This window comes from Burkholderia sp. MS455, from assembly GCF_016899445.1.
In the GTDB taxonomy this organism is placed as follows: domain Bacteria; phylum Pseudomonadota; class Gammaproteobacteria; order Burkholderiales; family Burkholderiaceae; genus Burkholderia; species Burkholderia pyrrocinia_C.
In genome coordinates this window covers 63,962-78,271 of sequence record NZ_CP041780.1, presented here as the reverse complement: position 1 = coordinate 78,271, position 14,310 = coordinate 63,962, and the positions used below count along the sequence as shown (strand labels likewise).

The following is a 14,310-nucleotide window of genomic DNA, read 5'->3' as shown; positions in this document are numbered from 1 at the left end:
CGTCCGAAATCCATCCACGCAAACGACACCAAAAAACACTACCTACAACCTTAACGCGGCGCCAGCATGTTCATCTGGGTAGGCTTTGGTATGCCATTTTCAAAATCACATCCCGATATTCCGGATATTTTCCCAACAGTTTCGACTGCGTAAGTATTTTGTAATCCACATCGTCGAACCCTGGAACGACCGCGCAGCTCACCAAGGTAAAATCGCCCGAATCGACGGATGCACCGAAAATCCACCCTCCATGCATGACAATGGACAGAGCCTCGCCGTGCTCGATATTGGGGCCGAGTCGCGCGGTATGGTACTTCCCGGCCCCATCGAGGAAGTGCATCGTCAACGGAGCTCCGGAGTGGTAATACCAGATTTCATCGGACTTCATCTGATGAAAATGTGACGGACTATCATGCGTCACCATATAATAGATTCCGCTGTAATCCCTTCTTTCAGCGCCGTTTGCTGTCTTTCGAACCACGTCTGAACCGAATGCGAACCGATAATAGCCGCCCTCGGGGTGCGCTTCGAGGCCAAGTTTCTTGATCCAAAATTCCTTTGATCCTTCGACCTTGCTCTTGCGATCCTTCGCCATACCATCCCCAACGTAAACAAAACCGAGTGTTATAGAAATTGCTAAAGCGTTAGCTCGTAGTCGCCACATATATCCTGTTTCGATAACGCTACTGCTGCAGTTATTGGATAACCGGGAGGCGATTCACGAACATAGAGGCGCAGGCGATGATCAAGTGGATCCCGTGCAAATACACCCCGTGGCTTGCCTAATGGATATTGGTCAAGGGATTTTCCGCTTGAAGTTGGCTGCCTATTTGACGATGCGCGGACGAGAAGTCGGCCGTCCATACGGAACGCAAGTAGTTGGCCATTGGCCCCAAGATTCGTCTGATTCGCGAAGCTTCTCGTGTAACAGTCGGTCGGTTCCGACACAACAGCACCGGCCACTCGATCATCCCGATCGAAAATTTTCCGGGTAAATTGCAGTGTCAGCGTGTTAGGCACTCGTCCAATTGCGGGCGTACCGATATATAAATCGTCCACTGCAAAATTGAGCTGATTGATAATGTACTCCCGATCGCCATTGTTTACTACCTCACCAATTGGGGGCGGCCACGCTTGAAGTGCGACTCCTTGAATATTAACGAGAGTGACGAGTCGCTCGCTAGGGCGTGACATCAATCCAATCGTCCCAAGCCAACCGAGATCAACGTGTCCATTGCCATAACGAAACTGATAGATAGCCGATTTCGCAACAACATTAGGAAAATCGATTTTCCCCTTCAAATAATTGGCAGAAGATTTTGCCATTTCCTGTGCTTGCGCATTTCGACCTATAGACTCCTCAACATCGCCTATCGCCATTATCGCAAATAGCCAGTGCAAAGGCACACTCCGGCAGAGGCGGAGAATACTGCCAAGATTACCTTTGACATACAGCGTAAGCGGATTGGTCAAAAAAGATGTTTTTGTAGGTAAGGGGAATTGGCAGATTTTATCTCGAAACACATCAAAATTACTCCTCGGTTCGATGGTTTTCCACATCTGGTTGATAGCGGGAGCGCTCCCCGCGTCCTCGTCTTCGTTCGTAAGTTCGCGAACGGCAGTTTCTCCCACACGAGCGCCCCAACAATGCATTTCGTAGTCGGTGACGGCGATCGCGATTGTTTCCGTGGCACCGGCCGGACGATAACCGCGGCTGAAGACGGCTTTGGCTGAGAAGCCCAACTTCCCCATTCCAAGCCTACGCACAGAATTCGTTTCCAACATCAGCGTTTCCGTGGAGTTCATTGCAAGTAGAAATATGGATGCCGAATTAACAGTAGCAACCTGGAAGTAAAAGAAGCAGACGACTGAGCGGCTCATACTTTCTCGAAAAAGAGATGTTGCGGAGCATCGTGAGATGCAATCACATTGTCGCAATAATTTGGATAGGAAATATCTTGTATTTTGGATTGCGTAGTCAGCAAGTACTGTCCAACGATGAAGGAGCCTGGAGGAGTGTTGATGGCGGTCTAGAACCGCGCTTAAACGGCGGCGCAATGTCGAGTAATTTGCTCAAGTACGAAGGGGCCCTCGCGGCCCCTTCGATGTGATGCGCTCGGTGCCGTTCAGAACGGCGGATCGCGTTTTCGCGTGCGAACGTTTCGTGACGCGCGCAGTTCGCGCAACTGTTCGTGGAGCTGATCACCGTAGAAATCGGTAATCGTCGCGAGCAGGTCATCAAGCAGCTCGAACACGGCCAGCGCCTGCTCAGGCGTCCAGTCGTCAGGCACGACGAACGGTAGACCGCGCCGGCGTCCCGAAGGCAACAGTGGCGTGCGGTTCATGATGTTGCCACCTTCTTCGCCGCAGGCCTGCGGGTTCTGCGCTGCCGGGCCCGGGCCTCGTTACGCTCGCGCGCTTCCTTGAGCCGGTATGATTCGCCCTCGATCGAGATCACCTCGGCGCGATGCACCAGGCGGTCGACCAGTGACACCACGCAGGCGGCGTTCGAGAACACGTCCGACCACTCCTTGAACGGCTTGTTGGTCGTCATTATATGGAATTGAGGGTTTTTTCTACCTTTGTTTCTTCCTTTTTGGGACGGTGAGCCAGTCGAGTGCCGGTACCCCCTCGAGGTGCCGAAGCAGACGTTCGACAGCTTCTTGGTCACCTTCGATTGCCGCACGTTCGTCATCGGTGAGTGGAATTTCCTGCAACATCCTGATCATGCCCGCCTTCGAAGAGAGCAAGTCGGCCTGGGATGAATCCTTCGGAATGTAGAAGTCGCAACGCGCACACGCCATGCGATGTGGACATCGGTCAAAGAACTCATATGAGCACAACCCGTGACCAAGGTCGTAGTACCTCCACGGCCGTCCCACGAAGAAAAGTCGTGACCAGTCCGGCAGCGGGCGACTTTTGTTGTTCGAGCCCGGCACCGGCGGGAACAGCAGACGATCGAGCGCGTCGTCGCTCATCGCGAGCGCCTGCTCGATTGAGAGTTGCACACGCCGCACGCGCTCGAGATATTCCCAGACCGTCGCGCGCGACAGCCGCAGCGCCGCCGCGATCTCGCGATGACTACGCCCGCCGGCTTGGAGGCGAAGGACTTCCCTGATTTGCCGCATAGATAACCTTTTCATGTGAACGCTCGACAAAAAATCGTCCAGCGTGCCACGGGTTATCCCGCGTCGGATCTCGTCTGCTTACTGCTCGCTTACGCGTGGAAAGTGCGCTCGGATGCTCGTGGAATCTGCGCTCGGATGAGTGTGGAATACTCACGCCGGACGTTGTGTGCCGATCACCGGCCGCGCGGCCCGGATCCTCAAACGCTGGCAGGTCCATGTCGCTGACACGATGATGCCCGTCGCGATCACGCCGTCCCAGCCACGTGATCAGGTAACGGGTAGGTTCGTCTCTCCGCCGGCGGCAGGAATCGAAATCCGGATGGCATGCCGGGCCCGGCATATACGGCTCTTGAACCGACTTTACGAGGTACCTCCTCCGTCACCGATGGAACTGCTGGAGCGACCTTTCAGCGAAGTCGCCATAACGTGGGGAAATCAGGTTCTTTCGTTGCCAGACGAAGATAGGCAAACCGGCACGATGCCCTATGCCCGTGACGACTGGCCACATTTCGGCAACGATTTTCTGGCGTACGAACAGGTTCTGAAGCATGTCGGGCACGCACTCTTTGGTGATACCCGAGGAATTCTCCCCGTACGTCTGCCCGGGGCGAATCGCTGCGATGAAGTTGTCGTCCACACTCAGGACATGGACGCAGATCATGCCACTGCACTGGGCTGGTCAATCAGCTGGTACGGCTTCTCCCGAATATACTCACCGGTCGACGCGCCTTCGATGCCAGCCGTTGGCCTGACCGGGTGGCTGGCCCACGCACCACACCGTCCCGTTGATGTTCCACCTGATCGCTGGCGGGACCAGATGTTCGTCTGGCTATCGGAAGACCTGGCGAGATCAGCCTGGGTATGGTCGCGCATCGTCCTGTTCATGCGCGCCCGTGGAAAATATCTGTTTCATGCGCAACTTGTGCGGCCCGCCGAACTGGCACGCCTGCACTCGCCTTTTCATAGCGGTGCACAGCCTTTTCCGCTCAGCGAAATGTCGAAAAATTCGAAGCAGTGAGATAATTATTATTATCGAATCACTGATATCAGGATCCGTAAGTTCATGTCATGAAAACGCGTCAAACCGAGGGCTGTGTCGATCAGGGTTTCCCCGACGCTGACTCGCTTGCCGCACTGCGCGGCTGGTATGCGGGCCTGTCCTCGCGCGCCGCGGTGGCCCGCTACCTGTCCGGGCGCAGGGCAGCCGGTGAATCCTCGCGCGGTCTCATCGGGAATATCCGTCGGCAACTGGTTGCCTTTGCACACAGCCGCCATCGGCCCGATCTGGCCGCCGTCTTCGAACACACGATAGCGGAACGACACGACCGTGCGGGCGCGGCTGAGCGGGCGATCAGGACGCTGCAATCCCTGCCAGCGCCGCAGCCACAGGTCACCGACGATGTCGCGCTGTGGCTCGCGCCGCGCACGGTCAGCGCGTTGCATGTCCACGGCATCCGCACGCTCGCGGATCTGACCGTACGCATTCCGCGCCGGCGCCAATGGTGGACCAGGATCAAGGGGCTCGGGGCGACCGGCGCGCAAGCCATCGAAGCCTTTTTCGCCGCATGCCCTGCCTTGACCGAACGAGCCCGTGCGTTGATTGCGATTGCCCAGCCAGTCGGTATCGTGCCGTGGGAACGGTTGCGCCTGCCGCACGAGGTCAACGGCTCACAGGGCACGTTCCGGGCACCGCGCGATGCGTGCACACTCAACGCAACAAACGACTACGAAGCGGTACAGGCCTGGCTCGCGCTGCACGAGACGGCGACGACGCAACGCGCCTATCGCAAGGAGGCGGAGCGGCTGATCCTCTGGGCCATCGTCGAGCGTGGCCGCGCGCTGTCGTCGCTCACGACCGACGATGCGATCGCGTACCGTGCCTTCGTGCGGCGTCCCACACCGCGCGAGCGCTGGGTGGGTCCGCCGCGACCACGCGACTCGGTTGAATGGCGCCCCTTCACGGGCGGCCTGTCGGCACGCTCGACCGCGTACGCGTTGACAGTCCTCTCGGCGCTGTTGCGCTGGCTCATCGAGCAGCGCTACGTGCTAGCCAACCCGTTCGCCGGCATCAAGGTGCGCGGCCACGTGATGCGCCCGGCGCTCGATACCGCGCGCGGCTTCTCCGAAGGCGAGTGGCTGCTGCTGCGGGCCGTCGCGGACGGGCTCGAATGGTCGTATGGCTGGTCCGGGCCAGCCGCACAGCGGCTGCGCTTCCTGCTGGACTTCGGCTACGCGACGGGCCTGCGCGCAAGCGAGCTCGTCGGTGCCGTGCTGCGCGACATTCGCCCCGGCGAACGCGGCGAACCGTGGCTCCACCTCATTGGCAAAGGCGGCACGCCCGGCAGGGTGGCGCTGCCACCGCTGGCCACCAGTGCGCTCGACCAGTATCTGCTCGAGCGGCGCCTGCCGCTCACGCGGGAACGCTGGAACCCTACCACGCCGATCCTCGCCAGTCTCGGCGATGACGGGAGCGTCGGCATTACCGGCGCGCACCTGTGGCGCGTGATGCGTCGGTTCTTCCTGAAGACCGCCGAAGTACTGAACGACGATCATCCGGACCTCGCGGAAAAGTTGCGCCGCGCCAGCCCCCACTGGATGCGGCACACGCATGCGAGTCATGCCCTCGCACATGGCGCGGAGCTTACCAGCGTGCGCGATAACCTGCGCCACGCCTCGATCGCAACGACCTCGATGTACCTGCACGGTGACGACCTCAAGCGCGACCGCCAGATCGCCGCGGCGTTCCGTTCGCGCGCTGCGCCACGGCGGCCCGGCTGATGAGGATTTTCCGCTCTCCTGGTGACACTTCCCGACCATCATGCATTTGAACGAAACGGATCGTCTTGCGCCCAACATCACGCCGGCAGGCCATCTTCTCGCCGTGCCGCAAACCGATGCTCCCCCTCTGCCGGAGGGTCTCACGCTCGGCGACGCCTTCCACGCTGGCGCTGGCTCCGGCCTGCTCTATCTTGGCAGCACGGCAATCGGACGCGCACTGCCGCCCGCTTGGGGCTGGTGGCGCGACTTTGCCGTGCGTTACGTCACCGCGTTATGCACGACGGCCGACGACGAAGACATCGCCGTCGCCGAACCAAACGCCATTGACCTCGAACGGCTGATCAACGATGCGCCCCCCATGACGGGCGTCGAATATCTCACGCCGGAAGTGCTCGCGACATTGTGGGGCGAGATCGAGACCGCCCTGCGGCAGGAGATGGACGAGACTGGGGGCTCGCTTCAGGCCTTTCTCAAGTCACGTCACCCCACCTGGAATCTGGTGGGGCGCGTCCACTTCAACCTTGCCGAGAATCGAAAGGACCCTGACGCTCCCTTTGCCTTTCTGGCGACCTATACGGCACGCCTCTCCGCGCATGGCAAGACCCAGCATCAGCCCCTGTCACGCTCACTCGAGGAATTCGCCGGCGCGCGCAACAAGGCGCAGCTCCTGTCGCTGCTGGTCCCCGTTCAGCGGGCAGCCGAGCGCTGCGACTGGGTGCGCTCCATGCTCGAATCGCGCGAGATCTATCATCCGCTGCGCTGGACCCCGGCCGATGCCTGGCACCTGCTCAACGATTTACCGGCGCTCGAGGCCGCGGGCATCATCGTCCGGCTGCCCGGTACGTGGACGACGGGCCGTCCCGCCCGGCCGAGCGTCACGGCCAGTGTCGGCACGAAACCGCCGTCGCTCGTCGGCAAGGATGCGTTGCTCGATTTCAACCTGGCCGTCTCGCTCGAAGGCGAACCGTTAAGCCCTGCCGAAGTCCGAAGTCTGCTCAAGGGCGCCGATGGCCTGCAGTGGATCCGTGGCCGCTGGATCGAGATCGATACCCAAAAACTTGGCCGCCTGCTGCAACGCTTCGAAGACCTCGAACAAGCCGCGCAATCGGGGCTGCCGCTTAACGACGCGCTGCGCCTGCTGGCTGGCATGTCGGGCGATGATGCTGAAGCGCCTGAAGAACGCGACTGGGCGCAGGTCGTGGCCGGTCCCTGGCTGGCCGAGACCCTTCAGAACCTGCGCGAACCGCAAGGGTTGGCGCGTGTCGAACCGGGCCCCGAGCTGCGCGCGCAGCTTCGACCGTACCAGCACGCTGGCGTGCAGTGGCTCTACCTCCTGAGCCGACTTGAGCTGGGCGCCTGTCTGGCCGACGACATGGGGCTCGGTAAAACGATTCAGATCCTCGCACTGCTCCTGATCCTGAAGCGCGAACAACCCGATCCCCGCCCGAGCCTGCTCGTCGCGCCAGCGTCCTTATTGGCCAACTGGGTCGCGGAGGCCGAACGTTTTGCGCCGAGTCTGCGCATACTAGTCGCCCACCCTTCTGTCACGCCGGCCGAGGACCTGCGCGGCCTCGATGAGGCAGGGCTCGCCCAGACCGATCTCGTCATTACCAGTTTCGGCGCGTTGCTTCGTCAACCCGCACTGGCGACGATCCGCTGGCGCCTCGCGATCGTCGACGAAGCGCAGGCGATCAAGAATTCCGGTGCCAGACAGACCCAGCAGGTCAAGAAGCTTCAGGCGCAGGCGCGCATCGCGCTGACGGGCACCCCGGTGGAAAACCGTCTGGCAGACTTGTGGTCCCTCTTCGATTTTACGCATCCGGGATTGTTGGGCTCGGCGAAGGATTTTGCCGGATTCAGCAAACGTCTCGCGAAAGCCGGGCACTTCGGTCCGCTTCGCGCGCTCGTGCGACCGTATATTCTGCGCCGCCTGAAGACAGACAAACACGTCATCGCCGATCTCCCGGAAAAAACCGAGCTCAAGACCTGGTGCCACCTGAGCCCCGTCCAGGCCGCGCTGTACGAGCGTGCGGTCCAAGACCTGGCCGCCGCGCTCGACGGTACGCAAGGCATCGAGCGCAAAGGGATCGTGTTGAGCTACTTGATGCGCTTCAAGCAAATATGCAACCATCCGTCCCAGTGGCTCGGCGACGCGGCATGGAAACCCGAAGCCAGCGGCAAATTTGCGCGCCTACGCGAACTGGTCGAAGTGATTGCCGCGAAACAGGAGAAAGTGCTGATCTTCACGCAGTTTCGCGAAACCACCGAGCCCTTGGCAGCGTTTCTCGGATCGTTGTTCGGCCGCGAGGGATTGATTCTGCATGGCGGCACTCCGGTCGGAAAACGGCGCGAGCTGGTCAAGCAATTTCAGGAAGACGAATTGACACCGTTCTTTGTGCTGTCGCTCAAGGCGGGCGGAGCGGGGTTGAATCTCACAGCCGCTTCCCACGTGATTCATTTCGATCGCTGGTGGAATCCGGCCGTGGAAAATCAGGCAACGGACCGGACCTTTCGGATCGGCCAGCGCAAGAACGTTCTGGTGCACAAGTTCGTCTGCCGAGGCACGGTCGAGGATCGGATCGACCAGTTGATCGAAACCAAGCAACAACTGGTGAAAGATGTACTCGAAGGGGGCGCGGAGCTGCTGCTGACTGAGATGAGCGATCGGGAGTTGCTCGATCTCGTCAAGCTCGACATACATTGCGCGCAGGAAAACTGATCAGGGAATGTGATGGGCTATTACGGTGGATGGAAACCTTATGTCCCGGTGGCGGAACGCCGGAGACAAGCCGAACAGCTGGTCGCCAAGGCGATCAAGGCCGGTAAGACCCTGTCGCCCATCCCGCCGTATCGCGGCGCCATCGCGAAAACCTTCTGGGGCAAGGCGTGGTGCGATAACTTGGAGCGCTACAGCGACTACGACAGTCGCTTGCCGCGCGGGCGCACCTACGTGCGCAACGGTTCGGTGATCGATCTACAAATCACGGTGGGCAAAATCCACGCGCAGGTCATGGGGTCGAGCCTCTACACCATCAAGATCGACGTCATGGCGTGTCCCACTCAACACTGGCGTGCGCTGAGCACTGACCGTGCGTCATCGATCGATTCGATGGTCGAGCTGCTGCAAGGCAAGCTGTCGAGCGCCGTGATGGAACGGATCTGCAAGCCGGGCACGGGGCTCTTTCCGTCACCGAAGGATATCCAGTTCGGTTGCAATTGCCTGGACTGGGCGTCGATGTGCAAGCATGTCGCTGCGGTGCTGTATGGTGTCGGTGCCCGGCTCGACCAGCAGCCCGAGCTGCTCTTCACGCTCCGGGGCGTGGATCCCGTCGAGCTCGTCAACAGCAAGGGGACCGAGTTGTCCGGAACCGGAAGTGCACCGGCATCGGGCAAGCTCCTCGACCACGCGGCTCTGGGTGACGTATTCGGTATCGAAATCGACACTGGGCCGCTCGCCGAACCACCTGCCGCCCGCGAACGGGCAAGCAAGCAATCCGCTGCGCGAACGAGTCGCCCCCCCACATCATCGCCCCGATCGAAACCGGTAGCGAGCGCGAAATCGACCACGAAAGGCAAAGCGGCGGCGCCCAGAGCAGCGGTCAAGTCCGTCGTTCCGGCAAAACCCACTGGCAAGGCAGGCGCGGACACGCCAAAGGTGACCCGTTCGACCGCCTCGCAAAAATCGCCCGCCCGTTCGCGGGCGACGCCAACATCCCGGCAAAAATCCAAAACGTCCAAATGAGCGCGACGTCATGGTTGCCGTCAAATACGATGATCTCTCCGCGGCCTTTGACTTCGTCAGCTATGGCGCGCCGATGGAGCACCACGCGTATGTCTCGCTCGAGACGGGCCAAGTCTATTGGGCTTCCGATTTCAGTGACGCGTTCGATGAGGACCTTCCTGAGGATCTCGAAACTTCAAATCACTACCTCGCGATACCGCATAAGAACGAGCTCGATCTTGGCACAAGTCTCGCCCTGCGCTTTGCCACCGAGCAGTTGCCTACGCGTTACGATCAGGTCGAAGGATTTTTCCGGCGGCAAGGGGCCTACGCACGCTTCAAGGATTTACTCGAGCGCGAGGGCGTTCTGGAGCACTGGTATGCGTTTGAAGCCGACTCGGTCGAAAAAGCGATGAGACAATGGTGCGCTGACAACGGACTCGATATTCTTGACTGAGATGCCAACATGAATCAGAGAACTACCCGGCTCTCGCCCGACGATGGCCTGTTCAGGCTGGCTGGAACCGACTCGCCCTGGATATGGGTGCATACATGTCCGACGCCGCGATGCCCGTGCCGCAGCGCGCTGGTGCTAGCAACGCACGAAGGACGAGAAACGCTCGAAGCGCGAGGCGCGCCGGTCTGGCAGGCATGGGTGACCGAGGGCAGACATTATCGCGAGGTGGCCCGGACATGCGCGGATCTCGTCGTGTTTGGTCTGGATATCGACACCGCGCAAGCGCTGCAACCGCACAGCGACGAACGACTGGATCTGGCGCAGCATCCCGAGGTCGCCGCCATTGTGGGCCACATCGACGGTGAACTGCTCGATGCCATCGGACGCCTCTGGTATCGCGGCAAGGGCCTGCCCGACCCAGTCGAGGCAGCGCTCAGCGCCCCTGGAAAGATTCACGGTTGGCAACGCGGAGGGCAACTGGCCTGGCACGAGATGTACGAAGATGTCAGGCAGGATCTGTACGTGCTCGATGATCATGTCTATGAGGCTTGGGATTTCCATTGCCCGATTCCCACTTGCGACTGTGCGGAGGTGAACCTGCACTTCGAGCCGACCCTTCCCGGAGAAACGTCCTCGCCGGGGCACGTCAATGTCCATCTTGGCGGCAACATCCGGCTCGAGCCTGAGACGGATCGCGACCGCGCGCGTCTCGAACAACTCTGGGACGCGTTCCGTCTGCGACATCCACGACACCTTGAGCGTCTCTCGCATCGAGACACACTCGTCAAGGCGATGGGCGAACGCCTCGTGGCGCCCGCCAAGGCCGAACCGAAGGTGGGCAGAAATGATCCCTGCCCATGTGGATCGGGAAAGAAGCACAAGAAGTGTTGTGGCGCGTGACCGGTGAAAACAGCGAATCCCAGCCGCGATCGCCAATCCGAAGAGTCGGGTAGCAGCGGCGCATTGCTGCGCCGCCGCCCCCTAAGAACCGTACGGGCGGATCACCCCGCATACGGCTCAAGCCATTCCGTCAGCACCTTTGTGGGCACCGGACCACTCACCGGAGCGTTTCGTGGTTCGACGGCGGACGAAGTACGTGTCCCATGCCGGGTCAAACGGATTGCCCGATCCACGGATCTTGACGTGTCGCTGTATCGCAACCGTCGCTGCGCGGAAGAGTTGCAGACCGTGGGGAACACCCGCGGTTTGGCCCTTCGTTGCAAAAATCCAGTCCCGGTTCCCGTTGTGCCGGAAGTACCGTTGCTTAACCCACCGGGCTCCTTTCATGGGGTGGCGACGCTTCGCCCAATTCCAGAGCCGTAGCCAAATGTGCGAGTCTATCGAGGAGAAGATCGCTTTCGACACGATGTGGCGGTGATACTGTGCCCATCCGCGGATAACCGGGTTAAGCTGGTGTATCAACACCTCCTGCGTGACGCTCGCGTTGTCCTTGATGATCGCCCCGACCTTCTCAGTCAGCGACCTGATGCTCTTTTTCGCTGGCTTGATCAGCAGTTTGCCGTTGTACTTGCGTACATTCTGGCCGAGGAAATCGAAACCCGTCGCTATGTGTGTGATTCTGGTTTTCTCTTCCGAGAGTTCCAGACCTCGGGCAGCCATGAACTGCCTGACTGCGGGAAGCACTTTGAGTTCCAGCACATCTTTCGATACACCAGTCACCACAAAGTCATCGGCATAGCGGACGACATTGAGTTGGGCCGCTTGGCGGGCCCGTGTGGATGTTCCCACACTTGCGTAGACTGCAGCTTCGAGCCCATCCAACGCCATGTTCGCGATCACTGGCGAAATGATACCCCCCTGGGGTGTACCAGCCCGTGATTCGAACAGGGTTCCCTCATCGATATATCCGGCTTCAAGCCATTTGCGCAGGATCTCCTTATCCATCGGTATGTGCTCGAGGAACCACGAATGACTGAAGCTGTCGAAACAGCCTCGGATATCCCCCTCTAGAACCCACTCCGGTGACTTACGCTTAGCCAGAGTGATGAAGCACTGTGCGATGGCGTCGGCGGCCGAGCGCTCGAGCCGAAAGCCGTAGGAATTGGCATCAGCGAGGGTCTCCGCGATGGGTTCCAGGGCGAGCTTCCACAAAGCTTGCATCGACCGGCACCGCATACACGGGATTCCTAACGGACGCTTTTTCCCATTACTCTTTGGAATATAAACACGTCGCAACGGCAGCGCACGATAACCGCGATGGCGCAGCGACAACACTCCTTTCCATTTGGCTGCCGGAGATGACCAGATTCTGCCGTCCACCCCCGGCGTCCTCTTACCACGATTTTCCGTCACTCGTCTCACGGCCAACATCTTGCCGTGGTGCGAGCGGGTCAGCAGGCGTTGCAAGACTTTCACCTTGCCCCACCGGCCGGCCTGAGCGGCCTTGGCGATGCGCACCTGAAGTCGTTTCACCTCTGCCTCGATGTGCGGCCAGTTTGCCTGATCCCACATCGGTGCAGCGCGCGAGGGTGCACCAGTTCCGGACGCTGTCGCATCGCTCACCGTCATCTGCTTTCCCCCGTATAACGATTTGTCAAAGTTCTTTCGCCATGAATGACCATGCGGAAGTCTGCCCGCTTTCGCGTCGGGTAATGTCGCAACCCGTATCCCGTCCATTACAGACAGGCATTCGCTTTGAGCAATCGTCAAGACTGGTGTACGCGGGTCGGGCGGCATGATCAGGCGGCTAGCGCTTGAGGAGCCGGTGTGCTTTCCATCACCGGGGTGCCGTCCTTGAAGGGAATGCCCTTCAGAAGCGGTTCGATCCTGTCGACGCCGCGGATCTTCCTCCAGGTCTGCTCGGCCGCTTCGATCAGCTTGAACGCCATCGCGAGGAAGGTCGAGCGCGACAGACAGTTGCGCGTGCGGCTCGTGCGGTGGCGCACCGTCGCGAACGTCGATTCAATCGGATTCGTGGTCCGCACGTGCTGCCAGTGTTCGGCCGGGAAGTCGTAGAACGCGAGCAGTGCGTCGCGGTCTTTCGTGAGCTTCTCGACGGCCTTTGGGTACTTGGCCGCGTACGTGTCGACGAACTGGTTGAACGCGGCGATTGCGTCGGCTCTTGTCGCGGCATTCCAGATCTCGGCGAGCGCAACCTTGGCCTTGCCGTGCTGCGATTTGGGCATGACGTTGAGTATGTTGCCGATCTTGTGAAACCAGCAGCGCTGGTGCCGTGTCTGCGGGAACACCTCTTCAAGCGCCGCCCACAGCCCCATCGCGCCATCGCCGACGGCAAGCAGCGGCGGCGCCTGCAGACCTCGTTTCTTCAGATCGAGCAGCAGCTCTTTCCAGGATTCCTTCGATTCGCGATAGCCGTCGTTGAGCGCCACGCGCTCCTTGCTGCCGTCCGGTTTCACGCCGATGATCACCAGCAGGCACTGCCCGTCCGAATCCTCTGCGCGGGCTTGCGTATGGATGCCGTCGGCCCACCAGTAGACCCAGCGCGAGGTGGACAGGTCGCGCTTGTTCCACTTCTCGTACTCTTCTGACCAGGCGGCCTTCAGGCGGCTCACGACGCTCGCTGACAGCCCTTTAGCCTGTTCGCCGAGCAGCTCGGACAGTGCGTCGCCCATGTCGCCGGTTGAGACTCCTCGCAGGTACAGCCACGGCAGCGACGATGACACGCGCGGCGACTTGCGCACATAGGGCGGCACGATCGTCGAATTGAACTTGATGCCGGAGCCCGAACGATCGCGGACCTTCGGCACCTGAACGGGCACCGGACCGACTGCCGTGACGATCTCGCGCTCTGGCAGGTACCCGTTGCGCACGACAGCGCGCCGGCCATCGATCGTCTTCACATTCGAATACTGTTCGAGCATTGCCGCCAGTTCCGCCTCGATTGCCTGCTGGATGATCCGCCGCGCCCCTTGCTGGATCAGATCGTCCAGGCCGGGCGTACCCTTGATGTCTGCTTCTGTTGTTTGACTGCCGCTCGTATCCTGCGTAAGTTTCGCCATGGTGGTGGAGTTCGATTGAGGAAGTGTTACCGTGAGAAGCAACATTCTCCTTCAATCGCCACCGCCTTCTCCTGCCTCAACCCTACGCCGCATACACCACTTTCAACGATAGCTCTTCGCTTTCTCCGCAATCCTTTACCCACCGCGCCAACAGTGTTCCTTGCGGTTCACCTGCCGTTGCCGGCAGCGCGATGGGCTTACCCTGTTCCGCATGAGTTTCCGAGCGGGGCGGACCCTTCCTTTTCG

11 protein-coding genes and 2 pseudogenes are annotated in these 14,310 nt (G+C 60.2%); 6 read left to right on the top strand and 7 right to left on the bottom strand.

The genetic code is table 11. The features are described 5' to 3' along the window. Positions 1 to 70: 70 nt before the first annotated feature. The 5 genes and pseudogenes from FPJ27_RS35690 to FPJ27_RS36730 all read right to left on the bottom strand — a co-directional run. Positions 71 to 595, bottom strand: a complete 525-nt coding sequence (locus FPJ27_RS35690) for a cupin domain-containing protein (RefSeq protein WP_204426472.1) — start codon at positions 593 to 595, stop codon at positions 71 to 73. 41 nt (positions 596 to 636) lie between these two features. Further along, positions 637 to 1,881 (bottom strand): hypothetical protein, encoded by a 1,245-nt coding sequence (locus FPJ27_RS35685; RefSeq protein WP_204426471.1) that lies wholly within the window; start codon positions 1,879 to 1,881, stop codon positions 637 to 639. Between the two features lie 245 nt (positions 1,882 to 2,126). Continuing rightward, positions 2,127 to 2,345, bottom strand: coding sequence for a hypothetical protein (locus tag FPJ27_RS35680; protein ID WP_204426470.1), 219 nt, complete (start codon positions 2,343 to 2,345; stop codon positions 2,127 to 2,129). Beyond that, positions 2,342 to 2,557 (bottom strand): annotated as a pseudogene (locus tag FPJ27_RS35675) (ATP-binding protein); the annotation flags it as partial. The pseudogene FPJ27_RS35675 and the gene FPJ27_RS35680, both read right to left, overlap by 4 nt. 454 nt (positions 2,558 to 3,011) lie before the next feature. Next, positions 3,012 to 3,143: pseudogene (locus tag FPJ27_RS36730) on the bottom strand (LuxR C-terminal-related transcriptional regulator); the annotation flags it as partial. Between the two features lie 370 nt (positions 3,144 to 3,513). Between FPJ27_RS36730 and FPJ27_RS35665 the strand changes: the two are divergent. Genes FPJ27_RS35665 through FPJ27_RS36880 form a run of 6 tightly spaced genes read left to right on the top strand, consistent with a single transcriptional unit; the run spans position 3,514 to position 10,984 of the window. Next, positions 3,514 to 4,146, top strand: coding sequence for a hypothetical protein (locus FPJ27_RS35665; protein WP_204426469.1), 633 nt, complete (start codon positions 3,514 to 3,516; stop codon positions 4,144 to 4,146). A 50-nt stretch (positions 4,147 to 4,196) separates the two neighbouring features. Continuing rightward, entirely contained in the window at positions 4,197 to 5,906 is a 1,710-nt protein-coding gene (locus FPJ27_RS35660) for a phage integrase family protein (RefSeq protein WP_204426468.1), read from the top strand. 40 nt (positions 5,907 to 5,946) lie between these two features. Then, positions 5,947 to 8,625 carry a DEAD/DEAH box helicase gene (locus tag FPJ27_RS35655; RefSeq protein WP_204426467.1) on the top strand — a complete coding sequence of 893 codons (2,679 nt, stop codon included), beginning with the start codon at positions 5,947 to 5,949 and terminating at the stop codon, positions 8,623 to 8,625. Positions 8,626 to 8,637: 12 nt separating this feature from the next. After that, a complete protein-coding gene (locus FPJ27_RS35650) occupies positions 8,638 to 9,648 on the top strand; it encodes a hypothetical protein (protein ID WP_204426466.1) in 1,011 nt (336 codons plus the stop codon). Between the two features lie 10 nt (positions 9,649 to 9,658). Then, entirely contained in the window at positions 9,659 to 10,084 is a 426-nt protein-coding gene (locus FPJ27_RS35645) for a hypothetical protein (RefSeq protein ID WP_204426465.1), read from the top strand. A 9-nt stretch (positions 10,085 to 10,093) separates the two neighbouring features. After that, a complete protein-coding gene (locus FPJ27_RS36880) occupies positions 10,094 to 10,984 on the top strand; it encodes an SEC-C metal-binding domain-containing protein (protein WP_275557408.1) in 891 nt (296 codons plus the stop codon). 117 nt (positions 10,985 to 11,101) lie between these two features. On the opposite strand, the gene ltrA is transcribed toward FPJ27_RS36880, so the two are convergent. Together ltrA and FPJ27_RS35630 are read right to left on the bottom strand one after the other, a co-directional pair. Beyond that, complete coding sequence (ltrA, locus tag FPJ27_RS35635) at positions 11,102 to 12,613, bottom strand: group II intron reverse transcriptase/maturase (protein ID WP_204426495.1); 1,512 nt, start codon at positions 12,611 to 12,613, stop codon at positions 11,102 to 11,104. 170 nt (positions 12,614 to 12,783) lie between these two features. Then, entirely contained in the window at positions 12,784 to 14,109 is a 1,326-nt protein-coding gene (locus tag FPJ27_RS35630) for an IS256 family transposase (RefSeq protein WP_239483157.1), read from the bottom strand. Positions 14,110 to 14,310 lie beyond the last annotated feature (201 nt).